Annotated in this window: 12 protein-coding genes; 3 read left to right on the top strand and 9 right to left on the bottom strand. The window is 73.0% G+C overall.

Annotation, left to right across the window (positions count from 1 at the left end):
- Positions 1 to 13: 13 nt before the first annotated feature.
- The gene (locus NI25_RS23355) at positions 14 to 2,062 is read right to left on the bottom strand and encodes an N-6 DNA methylase (RefSeq protein ID WP_107071814.1); all 2,049 of its coding nucleotides are present in this window, start codon (positions 2,060 to 2,062) and stop codon (positions 14 to 16) included.
- Positions 2,063 to 2,280: 218 nt separating this feature from the next.
- Between NI25_RS23355 and NI25_RS23350 the strand changes: the two genes are divergently transcribed.
- Positions 2,281 to 2,796: a hypothetical protein gene (locus tag NI25_RS23350; protein WP_061444315.1), complete on the top strand. Its 516-nt coding sequence runs from the start codon at positions 2,281 to 2,283 to the stop codon at positions 2,794 to 2,796.
- Positions 2,797 to 2,806: 10 nt separating this feature from the next.
- Here the strand turns inward: NI25_RS23350 and NI25_RS23345 are convergent, their stop codons facing one another.
- Together NI25_RS23345 and NI25_RS23340 are read right to left on the bottom strand one after the other, a co-directional pair.
- Positions 2,807 to 3,550, bottom strand: coding sequence for a hypothetical protein (locus NI25_RS23345; RefSeq protein WP_061444314.1), 744 nt, complete (start codon positions 3,548 to 3,550; stop codon positions 2,807 to 2,809).
- A gap of 64 nt (positions 3,551 to 3,614) precedes the next feature.
- Positions 3,615 to 4,388: an HNH endonuclease family protein gene (locus NI25_RS23340; protein WP_061444313.1), complete on the bottom strand. Its 774-nt coding sequence runs from the start codon at positions 4,386 to 4,388 to the stop codon at positions 3,615 to 3,617.
- Between the two features lie 146 nt (positions 4,389 to 4,534).
- On the opposite strand from NI25_RS23340, the gene NI25_RS23335 reads away from it, so the two are divergent.
- Positions 4,535 to 4,729: an antitoxin gene (locus NI25_RS23335; protein ID WP_061444312.1), complete on the top strand. Its 195-nt coding sequence runs from the start codon at positions 4,535 to 4,537 to the stop codon at positions 4,727 to 4,729.
- Between the two features lie 117 nt (positions 4,730 to 4,846).
- Here the strand turns inward: NI25_RS23335 and mfd are convergent, their stop codons facing one another.
- The 6 genes from mfd to NI25_RS23305 all read right to left on the bottom strand — a co-directional run bounded on the left by mfd (position 4,847) and on the right by NI25_RS23305 (position 17,944).
- On the bottom strand, positions 4,847 to 8,401 hold the full coding sequence (mfd, locus tag NI25_RS23330) for a transcription-repair coupling factor (protein WP_061444311.1): 3,555 nt from the start codon (positions 8,399 to 8,401) through the stop codon (positions 4,847 to 4,849).
- Between the two features lie 431 nt (positions 8,402 to 8,832).
- Positions 8,833 to 11,400 (bottom strand): ABC transporter permease, encoded by a 2,568-nt coding sequence (locus tag NI25_RS23325; protein WP_061444310.1) that lies wholly within the window; start codon positions 11,398 to 11,400, stop codon positions 8,833 to 8,835.
- The gene (locus NI25_RS23320) at positions 11,397 to 12,185 is read right to left on the bottom strand and encodes an ABC transporter ATP-binding protein (protein ID WP_061444309.1); all 789 of its coding nucleotides are present in this window, start codon (positions 12,183 to 12,185) and stop codon (positions 11,397 to 11,399) included. The genes NI25_RS23325 and NI25_RS23320 overlap by 4 nt, the downstream gene beginning before the upstream one ends.
- Positions 12,186 to 13,027: 842 nt before the next feature.
- Entirely contained in the window at positions 13,028 to 13,918 is an 891-nt protein-coding gene (locus tag NI25_RS40635) for a hypothetical protein (RefSeq protein WP_061447057.1), read from the bottom strand.
- A 188-nt stretch (positions 13,919 to 14,106) separates the two neighbouring features.
- Positions 14,107 to 16,944: an SUKH-4 family immunity protein gene (locus NI25_RS23310; RefSeq protein WP_061444308.1), complete on the bottom strand. Its 2,838-nt coding sequence runs from the start codon at positions 16,942 to 16,944 to the stop codon at positions 14,107 to 14,109.
- A gap of 7 nt (positions 16,945 to 16,951) precedes the next feature.
- Positions 16,952 to 17,944 carry an SMI1/KNR4 family protein gene (locus NI25_RS23305; protein ID WP_061444307.1) on the bottom strand — a complete coding sequence of 331 codons (993 nt, stop codon included), beginning with the start codon at positions 17,942 to 17,944 and terminating at the stop codon, positions 16,952 to 16,954.
- A gap of 290 nt (positions 17,945 to 18,234) precedes the next feature.
- Here NI25_RS23305 and NI25_RS23300 point away from each other — a divergent pair, with 290 nt between their 5' ends.
- Complete coding sequence (locus NI25_RS23300; protein WP_061444306.1) at positions 18,235 to 18,765, top strand: YwqJ-related putative deaminase; 531 nt, start codon at positions 18,235 to 18,237, stop codon at positions 18,763 to 18,765.
- The last annotated feature ends 58 nt before the right edge of the window (positions 18,766 to 18,823 follow it).

Raw genomic sequence — 18,823 nt, 5'->3', positions numbered from 1 at the left:
CCCGTGCGGCCGCTCAGTCGGGGGCGACCGTGCCGTCCGTCAGCCCGTCGTACATGCCGCGCACCAGCTGCTCCCCCAGGCGGCCCGCGAGCCGCAGCGCGCGCTCGAACTCGTCGAGGGCGCGGAAGCGGTCGCCGTAGCCGCGCTGGGCGTCGAGGGGAAGGCGGGGCAGCTGAAGGCGCCGCACGTCGAGGCGGGTGGCCGTGGAGGCGTAGCTGCTGGCCTGCCGGTGGTTGGCGGTGCCGCGCAGGAACCCGGCGAGGAACCAGGGGTCGAGGGCGGCGGGGTCGGGGCGCAGGAGCACGAGGTTGCGTCCCAGGGCGGCACCGGCGGTGGTGGCGTCGACCACGCGCGCGACCGTGCCGCCGCCGAGGACGGGGACGACGACGTCGCCGGGTTCGGTCAGCACGGGCTCCTCGTCGCTCTCCGGGAGGGTGCCCGTGGGGCCGGTGCCGGCGAGGACGTCGTGGTCGGTGAGGACGGGCACGCGCGCGTGGCCGCCGTGGGTGCCGGTGCGCAGGGTCAGGGCGCCGCCGCGGGCGAGTTCGCCGACGGTGGTCAGGGGCCGGCGGGGCGCGGCGCGTGAGGTGGCGGGGGCGGCGGGGGTGAGCCGCGCGGTCAGGCGCAGGGTCTCGTCCAGGCGCTCGCGTACGTCCGTGAGCCGTCCGGTGTCGCCGGCGGCGGTGGGGGGCGGCAGGTGGCGGGCTGGGGCCAGATCGACGTCGTCGTCGAGGAGTTCGATGACGGGCAGGCGGCGGGCCAGGCCCGGCCGGTCGTCGAACCGGCCGGTGCGGTCGAAGTCGCCCCAGGCACCGAGCACGGCGTCCCGCACGGACCGCCAGTCCGGTCCGCCGCGTCCCTCCCCGGCGAACTGCCCGGCGTCGGCGAGCAGTACCTCGGGCTGTGCGGGCGCCTTCTCGGGCCGGCGCAGCACCCACAGGTGCAGGGGGATGTTGTACGGGGGTGCCGCGCCGGCCGGCAGGGCGATCACGGCGCGCAGGGCGCCCCGGCGCAGCAGGTCGGCGCGGATCCGTCGGCCGGAACGGCGGGAGGCCGCGGCGGGCGGCATGAGGACGACGACGGTGCCGCCGTCCCGTACGCGTGCCAAGGCGTGCTGCACCCAGGCCAGTTCGGACTCGGTGCGGGCCGGGAAGCCGTACTCCCAGCGGGGGTCGTAGGCGAGTTCGTCGTGGCCCCAGTTGCGCTCGTTGAACGGCGGGTGGCACAGCGCCGCGTCGGCGCGCAGGCCGGGGACGGCGTCGGCGCGCAGGCTGTCGCCGGCGGCGATGCGCACGGTGGCGTCCGTGCTCAGGGCGAGCCGGAGCGCGGTGAGGGCGGTCAGTGCGGGGTCGTCGTCCTGGCCGTACAGCTCCTGTCCGGGCCGGGAGCCGGTGGCGGCGGCGCGGAGCAGGGTTCCGGTGCCGCAGGCGGGGTCGAGGACCGTGCGGGCGGGGCCGGCGAGTCCGGCCATCAGCTCGGCGAGGGGGGCCGGGGTGAGCGCGTACTGCCGCGGGTTGGCGTCGAGGTGCCGGCCGAGCAGGAACTCGTAGGCCTTGCGGGCGCCCGGTCCGGCGGCGAGTTCGGCGGCGCCGCGCAGGAGGGGCGCGGAGGGGAGCAGGCGGGGGCCGATCGGGGTGGTGACGGTGCGCTGGGGGGCCGGGCCGAAGCGGGCGTCGAGTACCTGGTCGAGGGCGGCGGGGAGCATGGCGGCGAGGCGTTCGTCGGAGCCGGCGCTCGCGTCCAGCCACAGGGTCGGGCGGTCGTGGATCAGCAGGAGGACGCAGCCGGTGTGCACGAGGGCGGTGACCGGCCCCTCGGGGTGACCGGCGAGTTGCTGCCAGACGCGTTCGCGCGGGGGTACCTCGGCGAGTTTGCCCTGGGCGCGCAGCCATGCCTCGACGTCGGCGAGGGCGAAGGACGGGCTGGTCTCGGTGCCGCCGACGGGCTTGGGGAAGTCGGCGTGCCGACGGCGCCAGTTGCTGACGGCGGCGCGGCCGACGCCGGCGAGCCGCGCGATACCGGCGGCGGTCACCTCGGTTCCGTCTGTCGCCTTGTCCGGCACGCTCGGGCCCCCTCGTCCTGGTCGTGTGAGGCCGATCCTACCGATGAACGCAGGCCACCCCGATTCACGGTGTGCACTGGTTATTCACTGTGAACCCTGTTGACTCGGTTCACAGGCTCTGTTCTTATTGACGCATCGAACCGCGAACCGGCCTGACCGACAGGCTTCGGCACGGCGCGGTCATCAACTGATCTGTCTCCGGGGAGAGGACCGACGTCATGGGCATGAAGACCAAGATCGCGCTGGGTGCCGTGGTGGGGATCGCCGTCATCGGCGCGATGTCGGCGAACTCGGGCGACGGGGACGGCGACGCCAAGAGCGACAGCCGGACCTCCGCGAGCGCCGGCGAGAAGCCGGGCGACGGCGCGAAGGCGGACGGGGGGAAGACGGACGGGGGGAAGGCGGACGGCGCGTCCGACGCCGAACCCGCCGGGGACAAGGCCGTCGAGAAGGCGTCCCAGGCCGAGCAGTTCAAGGCGTTCGTGCAGAAGAACGGCTCACCCAACGAGAAGGACGCCGTCTCCCACGTCACCAAGGTGCAGGGCGCCGACGAGCAGAACGACATCCTCGACGCCGCCGACGTCTACACCGACTTCACCGGCGGCCTCATGGGCGAGGGCACCGGGCCGGCCAAGCTGATCGCCTCGGCGTTCGCCGACTGGAAGGACAGCGAGAACGGCCTCGTCACCGTCTACGACGCCGAGGGCGAAATCCTCGGCAACGGCCAGTTCTGACCGGGTGCGGCTACAGCGCGTGCCGCATCCACACGTTCGGCTCGACGTACACCGCGTACCCGCGCTCCGGTTCGCACCGCACCGGCACCAGGGCTCCGGGGACCTCCACGTCCCCGGCGGTGTCGAAGGGCAGTCCCGTCCACTCCCGCCACTCCTCCAGCGAGCCGGAGACGGTCATGGAGGCCGGGGCCACGGAGTCGAGCGTGGCGCCGGCCCGGGCGTGGACGCGCAGCCAGGGGTCGTGGGGCAGGCCGTCGGGGCGCAGGCGCCGCGCGTACTCCTCGATGGGGGCGTGCGGTTCGAGGTGCTTGGCACTGGGCCGGACGGGGGCGACGACCTCGCGGAAGCCGCGGGCGCGGGCGTTGTCGCGCATGGCGGCGAGCATCCGGCCGGACAGGCCGAGCCCCTGGGCGTGCGGGGCGACGGTGACGGAGATGGCGCTGACGGTGTCCGGGCGGACCCCGCGGCGCAGGTCGCCGAAGGCCCAGACGAGCACCTCGCTCCAGCCCCGTGCGGGCAGCCTCCCGCGCCCCTGCGCGTGCAGGGCGAACGGCACGCTGTGACCGTGGGCGACGACCTCGCCGTGCTCGTCCTCGGCGAACTGCACGTACTCGGGCAGTTCGGCGGCGATGCGGGGGTAGTGGGCGTTGCCCGAGAGGTCCTCGACGGCGAACGCGGGCCAGCTGTCGGCCATGTCCCGGATCCGGTCCCGCATCTCCGGGCGTTCGGCGAGACTCCATATCTGCGGCTTCATGCGGGCACCGTAGGCGGCAGGGCCGACGGCTCGAAAGCGGTTTACCCCACCGCTCCCCGGGCCTTCAGCCGCCGCACTGCTCCACCATCATCGCCTTGTCCGCCTTCGTCACCGCCAGCTCGTACTTGGCGGCCACCTGCGCGAACCGCACCGCGTACGCGCAGCGGATCGTCTTGCTCGGCGGCAGCCACGAGGCCGGGCCCGAGTCGCGCTTGGCGGAGTTGGCGCGGCCCTCGACGGGGAGCAGGTTGAGCGGGTCGTTGGCCAGCTGCTCGCGTTTGCCCTCCGACCAGCGCGAGGAGCCCATCTGCCAGCTGTACGACAACGGTACGACGTGGTCGATCTGGACCTCGCTCGCCTTCTGCTTGCGCCACTCGATGCTCGTCCCGGTGTACGGGTCGTCCAGCGTCATGGCGATGACCACGCAGTCGGACCCGGACCGGAAACGCACCTTCTGGCCATCGCGTTTCAGCAGGTCGTTCCGGGTGTCGCAGCCGTTGCGGGCGAGCGGGACGCCGTCCGCGGTGTCCATCCAGGCGTAGCCGAACTCGTCGCGGTCGTATCCCGTCTTCGGGCCGCGCCCCTTGGTGGTGAGGCCGTCGATCAGCTTGCGGCCCTCGGCCCGCGGGCCGTCGCCCGTGACCGGGGCGAGGCCCGGTCCGGTGCCGTCCGGGTTGTCCAGCGGGCTGACGGCACGGCCCGCGGCGGGAGCCTCGGCACCGCCGCCCGAGGCCGGGGTGTCGCCGTCCGCCTCCAGACCGTCACAGCCGGTCACCAGGGCCAGGGCGAGTACCGCGCCCGCGGCCCATCCGGTACGGATCCTGCTGTGCCGCCTCATGCGCGCCCCTCCCCTTGCCGTTCGCGGCAACCACCGTAGCGAGCGAGAAGGCCGCACCATACCGTGCCTTAGGTGGGCTTTAGTGGGCACACGAGACATATCTGTCGTACGGTCGACAGTGAGTCACGTCTCGGAAGGAGCTCTGCATGGGCATCCTCGACAAGATGAAGAGCATGGCCGGCAAGGACAAGGACAGGTCAAGGAAGATGTCCGACGCCGCCGAACGCCAGGTCAACCAGAGGACCGGCGGCAAGTACGAGAAGCAGGTCGACGCCGCGCAGCAGCAGGCCGAGGGCAAGCTCGGCTTCGGGCGCGGGCAGGGCGGCCGGGAGCAGCAGTAAGCGCTCCCCGCAACCGGACACGTCGAAGCCGTCCACGGAACTGTCCCCGTGGACGGCTTCTCCGTGGACGGCTTCCCGGCGGACGGCCTCTCCGCTGACGGGCCCCGGCCCCGGCTGCTACGACCCCAGGATCGAGGTGAGGAACTCGCCCACCCAGCCGAGCAGTTCCCGCCCGACCAGCGGCTTGCCGCCCACCTTCGCGGTCTTCGGACGCGGTACGAGCACCTGGTGGGTGCCCGCCTTGATGACGCTGCCGGGGTAGAGCCGCTTGAGCCTCAGCTCCTGGGACTCTCGCAACTCCACCGGCGCGAACCGGATGTTGTTGCCCTGGAGCACGATCTCGCCGACGGCGCACGCCCGCGCGAGCATCCGCAGGCCCGCGACCAACAGCAGGTTCTCCACCGGCTCCGGCAGCTTGCCGTAACGGTCGACCAGCTCCTCCCGTACGGCCTTGATGTCCTCCTCGCTGTTGGCGGAGGCGATGGAGCGGTACGCCTGGAGGCGCAGCCGCTCGCCGGGCGCGTAGTCGTGCGGGACGTGCGCGTCGACGGGCAGCTCGATCTTGACCTCCAGCGGCGGCTCCTCCTCGGCCCCGCCCTCCAGGGAGGCCCGGTAGTCGGCGACGGCCTCGCCGACCATCCGTACGTACAGGTCGAAGCCGACGCCCGCGATGTGGCCGGACTGCTCGCCGCCGAGCAGATTGCCCGCGCCGCGGATCTCCAGGTCCTTCATCGCCACGTACATGCCGGCGCCCATCTCGGTGTGCTGGGCGATGGTGGCGAGCCGCTCGTGCGCGGTCTCCGTCAGGGGCTTCTCCGGCGGGTAGAGGAAGTACGCGTAACCGCGCTCCCGCCCCCGGCCGACGCGGCCGCGCAGCTGGTGGAGCTGGCTGAGGCCGAAGTTGTCGCCGCGCTCGACGATGAGGGTGTTGGCGTTGGAGATGTCGATGCCGGACTCGACGATGGTCGTGGAGACCAGCACGTCGAACTTCTTCTCCCAGAAGTCGACGACGACCTGCTCCAGCGCCTGTTCCGACATCTGGCCGTGGGCGGTGGCGATGCGCGCCTCGGGGACGATCTCGCGGAGCTTGGCCGCCGCCCGGTCGATGGACTCCACGCGGTTGTGGATGTAGAAGACCTGGCCCTCGCGCAGCAGCTCGCGGCGGATCGCGGCGCCGATCTGCTTGTGCTCGTAGGGGCCGACGAAGGTCAGCACCGGGTGGCGCTCCTCCGGCGGGGTGGTGATCGTGGACATCTCGCGGATGCCGGTGACGGCCATCTCCAGGGTGCGCGGGATGGGTGTGGCGGACATGGTGAGCACGTCGACGTTGGCACGGAGCTTCTTCAGCTGCTCCTTGTGCTCGACGCCGAAGCGCTGCTCCTCGTCGACGATGACCAGGCCCAGGTCCTTGAACTTCGTCTCGGAGGAGAACAGGCGGTGGGTGCCGATGACGATGTCCACCGAGCCCTCGCGCAGGCCCTCCAGGGTCGCCTTCGACTCGGTGTCGGTCTGGAAGCGGGACAGCGCCTTCACGTTCACCGGGAACTGGGCGTAGCGCTCGCTGAACGTGCCGAAGTGCTGCTGCACCAGCAGGGTGGTGGGGACGAGGACGGCGACCTGCTTGCCGTCCTGGACGGCCTTGAAGGCGGCGCGGACCGCGATCTCGGTCTTGCCGTAGCCGACGTCGCCGCAGATCAGGCGGTCCATCGGGACCGTCTTCTCCATGTCGTCCTTGACCTCGGCGATGGTGGTGAGCTGGTCCGGCGTCTCCGCGTAGGGGAAGGCGTCCTCCAGCTCCCGCTGCCAGGGGGTGTCCGGGCCGAAGGCGTGTCCCGGCGCCGCCATCCGGGCGCTGTACAGCTTGATCAGGTCGGCGGCGATCTCCTTGACCGCCTTCTTGGCGCGGGCCTTGGTCTTGGTCCAGTCCGCGCCGCCGAGGCGGTGCAGGGTGGGGGCCTCGCCGCCCACGTACTTGGTGATCTGCTCCAGCTGGTCGGTGGGGATGTAGAGCCGGTCGCCGGGCTGGCCGCGCTTGGCGGGGGCGTACTCCACGACCAGGTACTCGCGGGTGGCGCCCTGGACGGTGCGCTGCACCATCTCGATGTAGCGGCCGACGCCGTGCTGCTCGTGGACGATGTAGTCGCCGGACTCCAGGGTGAGCGGGTCGATGGTCTTGCGGCGCCGGGCCGGCATCCGGGCGCCCTCGCGTCCTGCGGCCTTCTGACCGGTCAGGTCGGTCTCGGTGAGCACGGCCAGCTTGAGGGCCGGGTCGACGAAGCCGTGGTCGATCGAGCCGCAGGAGACGTGCACGACCGAGGGGCTGAGCGTGCCGAGGTCCTGGTCGAGGCGGGCGGCGATGCCCTCGCCGCCGAGGACCTCGACGGTGCGGGAGGCGGGACCGTGGCCCTCGGTGAGGTAGACCGCGCGCCAGCCGTCGGCGAGCCAGCCCTTCGTGTCGGCCAGTGCCTTCGCGGTGTCGCCGCGGTAGGTCTCGGGGGCGTGCATGCCGAGCTTGAGGGTGTCCGAGTCGCCCGCAGTGTCCGCGTCGGACGTCAGCGTCTCGTCGGCGGCGAAGGGGGAGACGGACCACCACATCATGTCCAGCTCGCGGGCGCGCTCCCGGACGTCGGCGATGGACCACAGGGAGGCCGCGTTCACGTCGATGGGGGCCTCGCCGCCGCCCGCGGTGGCCGCCCAGGAGGCCTGCAGGAACTCCTGCGACGTCGCGACCAGGTCGGCGGCCCGCGTCCGCACCCGCTCCGGGTCGCACACCACGGACATCGCGCCCTTGGGCAGCACGTCGAGGAGCAGCTCCATGTCGTCGACGAGGACGGGGGCCAGGGACTCCATGCCCTCCACCGCGATGCCCTCGGCGATCTTCCCGAGCAGTTCGCCCAGCTCGGGGTGGTCCTCGGCGAGGGCGGCGGCCCGCTCGCGCACGTCCCGGGTCAGCAGCAGCTCGCGGCAGGGCGGGGCCCACAGGCCGTGCTCGGCGACCTCGAGGGAGCGCTGGTCGGCGACCTTGAAGTAACGGATCTCCTCGACGTCGTCGCCCCAGAACTCGACGCGGAGCGGGTGCTCCTCCGTCGGCGGGAAGACGTCCAGGATCCCACCGCGCACGGCGAACTCGCCGCGCTTCTCGACCAGCTCGACGCGCGCGTACGCGGCCGCTGCCAGCGCCTCGACGACCTCATCCAGGTCGGCGCTCTCTCCGGTGCGCAGGGCCACCGGCTCCAGGTCACCCAGGCCCTTGACCTGCGGCTGGAGCACGGAGCGCACGGGTGCGACGACGACGGAGACCGGGCCGGTCTCGGGGTCGTCGGGGCGGGGGTGGGCCAGGCGCCGCAGGACGGCGAGGCGGCGGCCGACGGTGTCGCTGCGGGGGCTGAGCCGCTCGTGCGGGAGGGTCTCCCAGGAGGGGTACTCCACGACGCCCTCGGGCGGCAGCAGGGAGCGCAGGGCCGCCGCCAGGTCCTCGGCCTCGCGTCCCGTCGCCGTCACCGCCAGCACCGGGCGGCCCGTGTCGCGGGCCAGGGCGGCGATCGCGAAGGGGCGGGCCGCGGGCGGGCCGACGAGGTCGACGTGCATGCGGTTGCCGTCTGCGGCCGCCGAGATCGCTTCCGCGAGGGCGGTGTCCTTGACGACGGCGTCGAGCAGACCGTGCAGGCTCATTGAAGGGGCGCTTCCGTCCTGGGGTGGGGCAACACGAGTAACCCGACGCGGTGAGGGCCGGGGGTGTCCAGGTTACGTCGGTCTGCTCGACGGCGCCGGGGGCTGTGGATGACGCCGGAAGCGTGGGCCCGCGCCGAGGCGGCCGCACCAGGGGCGGAGCCCCCTGGACCCCCGGGGCCCTGTGCCCCCACACCACCCGACTCGGTGGGCTGAAACGAAACGCCCGGGGTGACGGACGCCCCGGGGCCGGAAGGCAGCCGTGCCCCGGGTGCGGAGGCTGCCGTGCCCCGGGTGCGGAGGCTGCCGTGTCCCGGGTGCGGAGGCTGCCGTGTCCGGAGGTGGGTGCGAAAGTGCCCGGCGCCGGAGGCGGTGGGCCTCTGGCGCCGGGCTTCCCCCGCAACCCCCGTGTGCGGTGGCCGTTGGGACGGGTGCTAGTCCGTCGCGATGGCGTTCAGGACGTTCATGCGGCCTGCCCGGAAGGCCGGGACCAGGGCGGCGAACAGGCCCACGAAGGCCGATCCGACGAAGACCCCGATGATCGTCGGCCAGGGGATGTCCAGGACGTTCAGTCCCTCCAGGGCGAGCAGCTTCTGGGCCGTGGCGCCCCAGCCCATGCCCAGGCCGAGACCGAGCAGCGCGCCGAAGAGGGCGATGACCACGGACTCCATGCGGATCATGCGGCGCAGCTGCCGGCGGGAGAGACCGATGGCCCGCATCAGGCCGATCTCCCGGGTCCGCTCGACCACCGAGAGCGCCAGGGTGTTCACCACACCGAGGACCGCGACGATGATCGCCAGGGCCAGCAGGCCGTAGACCATGTTCAGCAGCTGGCCCACCTGGTCCTTCAGCTCCTGCTTGTAGTCGGTCTGGTCGGCCACCTGGTACTGCGGGTAGGCGTCCAGGGACTTCTTCAGCGCGGCGTACGCCTGGTCTGCCTGGCCGTCCTTCGCCTTGGCGAACATGATCGTGTTCGGCGGGACGTTCTCGGCCGGCAGGTACTTCTCCATCGTCTCGATGCCGATGTACCGGGCACCCTGGTCGATGGCCACGTCGTCGCTGGTGATCGCGGCCACCTTGAGCTTCGCGGTCTCGCCGCCCTTGAAGGCGACGGTGACGGTGTCGCCGACATGCACGCCGTGCTTCTCGGCGTAGTCCGAGCCGACCGACATGGCGTCGGTGCCGTAGGCGGCGGAGAGCTTGCCCTCCGTCGTCGCGCGGCGCACGTCCTCGGCGTAGGTGGGGTCGGCGGCCGTGACGCCGTCGTCGTCCGTCTTGCCGTCGGGCGAGGTCAGCGTGGCGTCGAGCATCTTGTAGCGGGTGACGTGCTCGAGGCCGGGCGTGTCGGTCATGGCCTTCTCGGCCTGCGGCACGATCCGCTGGTTGCCCTGGACTATGAAGTCCGCGCCGACCGTCTTGTCCAGCTCACTGGTGGCCGAGGCGACCATGGAGGAGCCGACGACGGACAGGCAGGCCACCAGGGCGAGGCCGATCATCAGGGCGGCACCGGTGGCGCCGGTGCGGCGCGGGTTGCGCAGGGCGTTGCGCTCGGCCAGGCGGCCCACCGGGCCGAAGGCGCGCAGCAGCACCGCGCTGATCACCCGGACCACGAACCCGGCCAGCAGCGGGCCGATGACGACGAACCCGATGAGCGAGAGCACGATGCCCGCGCCCAGCATCATCGAGCCGTCGCTCGCCTTGTCGGCGGAGGCGGCCGTGAGCAGGGCGGCGGCGCCGGCGCCAGTGAGCACCAGGCCGATCAGGCCGCGTATCCAGCCGGCCTTGCCGTCGGCCGGCGTACCGGCGTCGCGCAGAGCCGCCATCGGGGAGATCCTCCCGGCCCGGCGGGCCGGCAGGTAGGCGGCCAGGACGGTGACCACGACACCGAGGATCAGACCGGTCACGGGGGTCGCCGTCTTGATGGTCAGGTCGTCGGTGGACAGGTTCATGCCCGCCGCCGACATCAGCTTCATCAAGCCGATGGCGATCCCGACACCGGCCGCGACACCGAGAACCGAGCCGACGACCCCGAGGAGGAGCGCCTCGACCAGCACGGAACGGTTGACCTGCCGGCGGGAGGAGCCGATGGCCCGCATCAGGCCGATCTCGCGGGTGCGCTGGGCGACCAGCATGGAGAAGGTGTTGATGATCAGGAAGATGCCGACCAGGAACGCGATCCCGGCGAAGCCGAGCATGGCGTACTTGATGACGTCCATGAACTCGCCGACGTCCTCGCGGCCCTCGTCGGACGTCTCCTTGGCGGTCTGGACCTTGAAGGTGCCGTCTCCGAGCGCTCCGGAGACGTTCTTCTTCAGCTGCGCGTCGGTCACACCGGACGCCGCGGTGACGTTGAACTGGCTGAACCGGTCCGTGCCGCCGAGCAGTTCACGCTGGGCCGTGGGGGTGTCGAAGTAGACGACCGCGGCACCGGGGTTGGTGACGGTGAAGGAGGCGATGCCGACGATCTTCGCCTTGAAGTCGCCGGTCTGCGCGATGGTGCGCAGCTCGTCGCCGATCTTCAGGTCGTGCTTGTCGGCGGTGTCGGAGTCGACCATCGCCTCGGTGGGGCCGCGCGGGGCGTGGCCCGAGGTGATCTCCATGGACCGCAGGTCGTTCTTCGTCCAGTTCCCCGCGATGGTGGGGGCGCCGCTGGTGGCCTCCACGTTGTCGTTGTCGGAGTTGACGACGGTCACGTTCATCGAGGCGACCGCGCCCTCGACGGACTCCACGCCGTCGGCCGACCGGATCTTCTCCAGCGTGGACGCCGGCAGCGACTCCGGCACCCCGTTCTGCGGGGTGTCCTCGGCCTTGGCGTCCTTCGGAGAGACCGTCACGTCGGAGGAGGTGATCGCGAAGAGCTTGTCGAAGGTGGTGTTCATCGTGTCGGTGAACACCAGCGTGCCGCAGACGAACGCCACCGACAGCAGCACCGCCACCGCCGAGAGCGCCATGCGGCCCTTGTGCGCGAAGAAGTTGCGCATCGAGGTCTTCACGACGGTCATGACGTGCGCCCCCGGGCGTCGAAGTCCTTCATGCGGTCCAGGACGGCTTCGGCGGTGGGCTGGTACATCTCGTCCACGATCCGGCCGTCGGCGAGGTACAGCACCCGGTCCGCATAACTGGCGGCCACCGGGTCGTGGGTGACCATCACAATGGTCTGGCCCAGTTCGGTGACCGAGCGGCGCAGGAAGCCGAGCACCTCGGCGCCGGCCCGCGAGTCCAGGTTTCCGGTCGGCTCGTCCCCGAAGATGATCTCGGGCCGGGCGGCCAGGGCCCGCGCCACGGCGACGCGCTGCTGCTGGCCGCCGGAGAGCTGGGTGGGCCGGTGCTTGAGCCGCCCCGCGAGCCCCACGGTCTCCACGACGCGGTCCAGCCACGCGCGGTCGTACTTGCGGCCGGCGATGTCCATGGGCAGCGTGATGTTCTCGATCGCGTTGAGCGTCGGGAGCAGGTTGAAGGCCTGGAAGATGAAGCCGATCCGGTCCCGGCGCAGCTGGGTGAGCCTCTTGTCCTTCAGGCCGGTGATCTCGGTCTCGTCGAGGTAGATCTGGCCGCTGGTGACGGTGTCCAGGCCGGCCAGGCAGTGCATCAGCGTGGACTTGCCGGACCCGGAGGGGCCCATGATCGCGGTGAACTGACCGCGGGCTATGTCCACGTCGACGTGGTCGAGAGCGACCACCCGGGTCTCGCCCGAGCCGTAGGCCTTCACGACCTGCCGCGCCCGCGCGGCAACGGCCGTACGCCCTCCCGTGCTCCCGTGTGCGGGAATACTTACGGCCGATGTCATGTCATGTCTCCTATGTCGGTCATCGAGTGAGCCGCCGGTGCCCCGCGCGATGTCCGTACCGCCGCGCCCGCACCTGCTGCTGTCTCGAAGAGTCTGGCCGGAACCGGGGGCCTGCCGCGCTGGTGTTCAGCGCAGTCTTTTACTGAGGAAAACCCCACCCCCGCGGGTCCGGTTCACCGCCCCCCAGCGGCGTAAAGCCAGACTAAGGACGCCCCGGGCCCGTCTCGTCCTCCGTCGGTACGAACCCTCCCCGAGCCGTAGTACGGAGGTACCCCTAGGGGCAGTCCACCCCTGGGCGGAGCGGGCCTCGGGGTCGCCCTCCTCCCTGAGACGCATCGAGCATCCGCCCTGACGCCGCGTCAGGGTCAAGCGGACGGCACGGGAGCCGGGAGCGGACACACCCTCGGCAACGCGGGCGCGGGCACATACCGACCGATCAGTTCGGCCAAAACGCAGCGTGCCACCCAACCCGCGAGTAACGTGCGTGGCCCCCACCCCCCACCTCCTGCGGTCCGCCGCTCGGACCCAAGCCGCGCAAGGAGAACCGGGATGACCTACGACCCGTCCCCGTCGTACCCGCACCGCCCGCCACCCCCGCCCCCCTACGCCCCGCACATCGGCCCCACGGCCCGCCGCGCGCCCCGCCGCGACCCGTTGGGCCGCCACAGCGACCTGCGGATCCTGCGCAGCGCCTACCGCAGGCAGCGGCGCACCGCCACCCTCACCGCGCTCGGCTACTTCACCCTCTTCCTGCTCCTGTCCGCGTACGCGCCCGGCCTGATGACCGGCACCGGGTCGTCGGGTCGTCGGCCCGTCGGGTCAGTCGGCCCTTCGACCTGCCGTCACTCCACCGCACGGCCCGTCAGCGCACTGAGGTTGCTGCGTACGGAGTCCATCTGGGCCTGCAGTTCGTCCCACCGCTCTCCGTGCTCGCGCAGCACCCGTTCGGTGTCGCGGGCGATGCGCTCCTGACGCACCCGGGCCTCGGCGACCAGCTCGGCCGCCCGGGCCCGGGCCTCCTCCTGCCGCCGTCCGGCCGCCTCCCGGGCGGCGACCAGTTCCCGCTCCGCCTCACGCGCCCCCTGCTCGGCCCGCGCCACCAGCTCCGCGTAGTGGGCGTCCAGGACCCGCACCTGCTCCTCCTCGGCCCGCTCCGCCGCCGCCCACCGCTCGGCCAGCTCCCCGCTCTGCTCGGCCGCCGTCCCGGTGCTGCGCCGGCGCGCCTCGCGCAACGCGGCCAGCGCCTCCGCACGCCCCGCCTTCACATCGCGCCGCGCCTCGATCCGCACCTCGTCGGCCTCCGCACGCGCCGCGAGCAGCAGCTGCCGGGCATGTTCGTCGGCCTCGGCGCGTACGGCGTCGGCGTGCGCCCGGGCCGCCTCCCGCACCCCGGCCGCGTGCGCCCTCGCGTCCTCCATCAGCTCCTCGGCGGCAACACGCGCCCGCTCGCGCACCGCCTCGCCCTCCGCCTCGACGAGCCGGAACAGATCGCGCGCGCTCTCCCCCAGCACCTCGTAGTCCTGCGAGGTGAGCTGCTCGACCACCTCCTCCAGGTCCCCCAGGTCCGCCTCCATCTCCCTGGCCAGCACGGTGAGTCGGGCGGCGCGCTCCCAGGCCGCGTCACGCTCCTCGGAGAGGGCCGCGGCGTACGCCTCCACCTGCTCGGGACGGTATCCGCGCCCGCGCCCGCGTACGGTCACGAAGCCGTGGGGGGACGCCGATGCACCGCTCATGCCCATCACCCCTGCATCACCCTTGGCCCACCCCGCGGTGGACCTGCCGCATCACATGGACCCGTCCGACTCTATGGATCGGGCGTAAGCACACATAATCCGACACACCGCACGCAAAAGGGCGGGGCCCGGCCGACCCACAGATCGGCCGGGCCCCGCCCGTCGGGCGCGTCAGCGGCGCGAGCGCCTCACAGCAGCCCGTCCCACATCTGCTCGAGCAGCACCGACCACCAGCTCTCCGGCGAGCCGAGCGCAGCCGGGTCCAGCGCGGCCAACTGCGCCTGGAAGTCCACCGTCCAGCGGCCCGCCTGCTCCTGGTTCAGACCGAACCTGAGCCGCCACATCCGGCCCAGCAGCGCGAGGGAACGCGCGAACTCCGGCAGCCCCGTGTTCACGAACTGCGGCGGCACGGGCGCGCCGCCCGGACCCGCCTCCACGGGCACCGCGACGATGGCCGCCGTGCCGTACTGCACACAGATCGCCCGGCCGAAGTCGCTGCCCACGACGAGGTACGACCCCGCGTCCGAGGCCGGCTGCACACCGCGCTCCGCCGCCAGCTCCGCCAGCGTCGGCACCGGGCGCCCCGGCTGGGCCTGCGCCCAGAAGAACGGGCCCATGTCCATCGGCAGCCCCGCGGCCACCAGCGTGTGCGCCACGACCGGCGGCACCCCCTGCCGGGACACCGCGGCCTGCTCGAACCGGAACACGCCCGGCCCGAACGCCGCCGCCAGCTCCTGCCCGATGCCCTCCGGCGGGATCGGCGGCGCCGGCTGCACCTGCGGCAGCGGCGCCCGCACCGGCGCCGGACGCGCCGGGCCGTCGGCCACCTGGTGCAACTCGCCCTGGTGCGCCAGCAACTGCTGCATGCCCTGCTGCCGGCTCGCGTGGTCCAGACCGTACGGCGCGATCGAGGTGATCCGCGCCTGCGGCCACTGCTCCCGGATCATCCGCGCGCAGTACGCCCCCGGCAGCTCGCACGACTCCAGCTCGGTGTGCAGCTCGAGCACCTGGTCCGGCGGCACGTTCATGGAGCGCAGCTCGTGGAACATCTGCCACTCCGGGTGCGGCGTACCCGGCGCGGAACGCCGGATCAGCTGCTGCTCGGAACCGTCCTGCGCGCGGTAGCGCAGCACGGCCTGGTAGCCAGGACCGACGGTCGGCTGACCGGTGGGCTGCGGCGGATATCCGTACGCCGGCGGCTGCCCCGGCACGGGCTGCCCGGAGGGCGGCGGTACGGCACCGGGGGTGCCCGGAACACCGGGGGCGCCGGGGGGCGGCGGAGGCGCACCGATGCCGCCGGGACCGCCCACGGAGGGCGACGCCAGCACGGTCTGCGCGTGGTGAACGGCACCGGGAGCGCCCCCCGTAGAACCGGGCGGCGGCACGGCACCGGGAGCACCGGGAGCGGCCGGAGGAGGTGGCGGCGTACCCGGGCCGGAAGGCGCGCCGGGCGCACCGGGAGCACCCGCAGCGGCGGGAACGCCGGGAGCCCCGGGCTGGCCGGGAGGTCCAGGAGGCTGCGGGGCACCGCCCGGGCGGCCCGGGTCGGCCAGCATCGTGGCGGCATGATGCATCCCGCCCGGCGGCGTCCCACCCGGCGCGTTCGGCGCACTCGGCGGCGGCGTACCCGGCGCACTCGGCGGCGGCGGAGTTCCCGGCGCACCCTGACCCGCGGGGGGCTGTGGAGCGCCGGGCGGGGGCGGAGTACCCGGGGCGCTGGGCGGAGGCGGCGTGCCGGGGCCGCCGCCCGGGCCCTCGGGGCCCAGCGACGACACCAGCTGCGTCGGCACGTAGCCACCCGCCGGCGTACCCGGCGCCGGAGTCCCCGACGGCGCGGGCGGAGTCCCCGGACGCGCGCCCGGCACACCCGGAGCGCTCGGCGGAGGCGGCGTCGACGAACCACCGCCACGGCGCGGCGGAGGCGTCGCCTTGCTGGTCGCGGCGTCGGCGAGATCCCCGGCGTTCGACGCGAACGGCTGGGGCGGCGTGGCGGGCGCCCCCGGACCGGACGCCCCCGGACCAGCGGGCGCCCCCGGACCGGCGGACGGCTGCGCCGCGGGCGGCGTGAGTGACGCGGGCGGCGGCGTACCCGCCCCGGCGGACGCATCCGGCACGTTCGGGCCGCCCGGAGCGCCAGGCCCGCCCGGCGCGTTCGGGTCACCGATCGCCGGCGCGAGCGCCGTCGGCGGAAGCTGACTGCCGCCCGACATCAGCGCCGTCTTGGCATCCGGCGTCGTCGAGGGCGGCGGCGTGTCGTCGTCGGCACCGCTCAACGGCGGTGAGAACACGGTCTGGGGCAGCGGTACGGAACGGTCCTCACCGGCATCCGCGTTGGTGTCCGTCCCCGCCCAGGGGGTCGCCCCGGCAGGCGCACTCGGAGTACTCGACGCACCCGGACCACTCGGCGCACCGGACGCACCCGCGCCCGCCCCCGAGTCACCCGCGCCCGTTCCGGAGCCCGCGGCCGGCCACCCCGCACCACTCCCGGACGGGGCGTCCGCCGACGCCGCCGCCGGAGCCGACGGCACCCCCGCCTGCGTCTCGGGCAACCCGCCACCGGCACCGGACCCCACACCAGACCCGGCGACGGACCCGGCACCCCCGGTGCCACCGCCGTCCCGCCCCTCCTGATCCCCCCGCCGGCGATCCGGAATACCGATCCGGTCCGCCGCCTCCTGCAACCACTCCGGCGGACTCAACAAGAACGACGTCTGATTCAGATCCACCCGCGCCGCGGGCACCGCGGCCGGCGCCTCCGCCTCGTCGGGACGGCCGTACTCCTCCTCGTACCGGCGGATCACCTCACCCACCGGCAACGACGGCCACAGCGTCGCCTCGCCGCTGTCCCGGGCGATCACCAGCCGCTGCGCACCCCCGTCCGAACGCGGACCGTCCGCACGGTCCTCCGCCCACACCACGAACCCCAGGTCGAACTCCCGCACCCGCACCTCACGGTGCTGGTACGCCGGCAGATCGCCGTTGACCCACTCCTCCGCACGCTCCTGCGCCTGCGCGAACGTCACCATCGTCAGCTCACTCCCCTACCGACGCCGACGCGGGCACCGCACGCGCGAACCCGCCGTCCACCATCAGGTTCGCCACCGTCTCCAACTCCGGCGGGGAGCCCGCCAGACGCGACAGGAACGCGTCGAAATCCTCACCGCACGGCAACAGCAGCCGCTCCACACGATCCGCCGGAGGCCACGACGGATCCACGTCCCGCACGTCGTCGTACGCGCAGAACCACACCGAACCGATCCGCTCGCCCTTCACCTTCACCGCGAGCAGACCCCCCTGGACGAACGCGACGCCCAAATAATCCTTCGTCAGGTGGTCCCGCAGACACTTGTTCACATAGACCAGGTCGTTGACCGCCGCCTCCTCACGCACCGTGAAGAACGGCTGGTCCACCAGCAGCCCCAGCTCCGCGTCGAGCGCCGTGCCCACCGGCGCACACCCGCCCGCCGCCTTCAGGAACGACCGGTACGCACCCGGCAGCCGGTACCCCAGGTCCTCCTCGACCCCCTGCACCTGCTGCTCCGTGACGGCCACCCCCGACTTCGGCAGCCCGAAGTGCGCCGGACGCGTCTCCTGCAACGGCCGCGTGCCCCGCTTGGCCTGGTCCACCGCCGCCGTCGCGATCCCGCCGTGGTGCCGCAGCAACGCCTTCACCTCGACCGGCACCAGCTCCATCCGCCGCGAACCCGCCACGTGGTGCCACGTCCAGCCGTGCGGCGTCGCCACCGCCGGCACCGTGTCCCACAACTCGTGCCCCGACGCCGACAGCGCCGCGTTCGCCGACACGTAGTCCGTCAGCCGCAACTCGTCGACCCCGAAACCCTCCGGCGGATCCGCGATCTCCGCGACCGCACGCGCGTACGGCGAGAAATCGGGGTAACCACCCGCGTCCACCCGTACCCCTCTCGGGTGACGGGCCGCCCGCACCGGATCCGGGAAATGCACGACCTGCCCGGCATAGGCCGCGTTCGGCGGCGCGGCTGCTTGCCCGAGCCGACCTGTCGTCATGGCGGTTGCCCCCTGCGGCGTCTGTCTGCTGCCAGATCCCTCTGATCTGCCTGCACTGTCTGGTCCCCGCGTCCGACCGCGGTGCCGACAGCCTATGCGGTACCGCCAGAGGGGTCACCGGCACCGGACCCCGCACCCCGCCCCCGGCACCCCCACTTCCGTGACCAGCCGTCACCCTCCCGTGACACACCGCCCATACCCGGGCGTGTCGCCACGCCCCAGCTTCCGCAGCAGCCACGGGATTTGGCACTCTGTGACCTCCGGGGGGATGCTCAGGAGGGGAAACGATCATGACGGCGACACAGACGGGACCCGACACCGGACGGTCCGACGACCGCCACGGCGGCGACCCCCGCATCGGCTGGAGCAGCACCGACACCGCCCAGGCCCCCACCCTCCGGCACCGCCGCGACGGCATACTCCCCACCGTCGCCGCCGCCCTCTCCGTACGCGGCACCACCCTCACCGGCACCGCCACCCGCGCCGACACGCCACCCGCCCTGCACCACCTCGTCCAGGACTTCCTCGACACCCTCACCAGCGGCCAACGAGACCGTTACACCGGACGCTGCGCCGAGACCATCCTCATCTCACGGCACCTCGCCACCGCCGACGCCGCCCGCAGCAAACGCGCCGCACGCAAACCCATGACCAACGGCGAAGCCCGCAAAGCACTCAAACACGCCAAACTCACCACCCGCCGCATCCGCGAGGACGGCGACCCCCTCCACGGCGCCTTCGCCGCACCCTGCCGCGCCTGCACCGCCCTCACCGCCCACTTCGGCGTCCGCGTCGTCGACCCCACGACCGACGACGACTGAGACGACTGACCGGCACCCACACCGCCGACCAACCCGCCGCACCAGCCGACGAAACGAA

Source organism: Streptomyces sp. CCM_MD2014 (assembly GCF_000772045.1).
In the GTDB taxonomy this organism is placed as follows: Bacteria; Actinomycetota; Actinomycetes; order Streptomycetales; family Streptomycetaceae; genus Streptomyces; species Streptomyces salinarius.
Note: the sequence above shows the minus strand (reverse complement) of the source record. Positions and strands in the feature narration are given on the sequence as shown.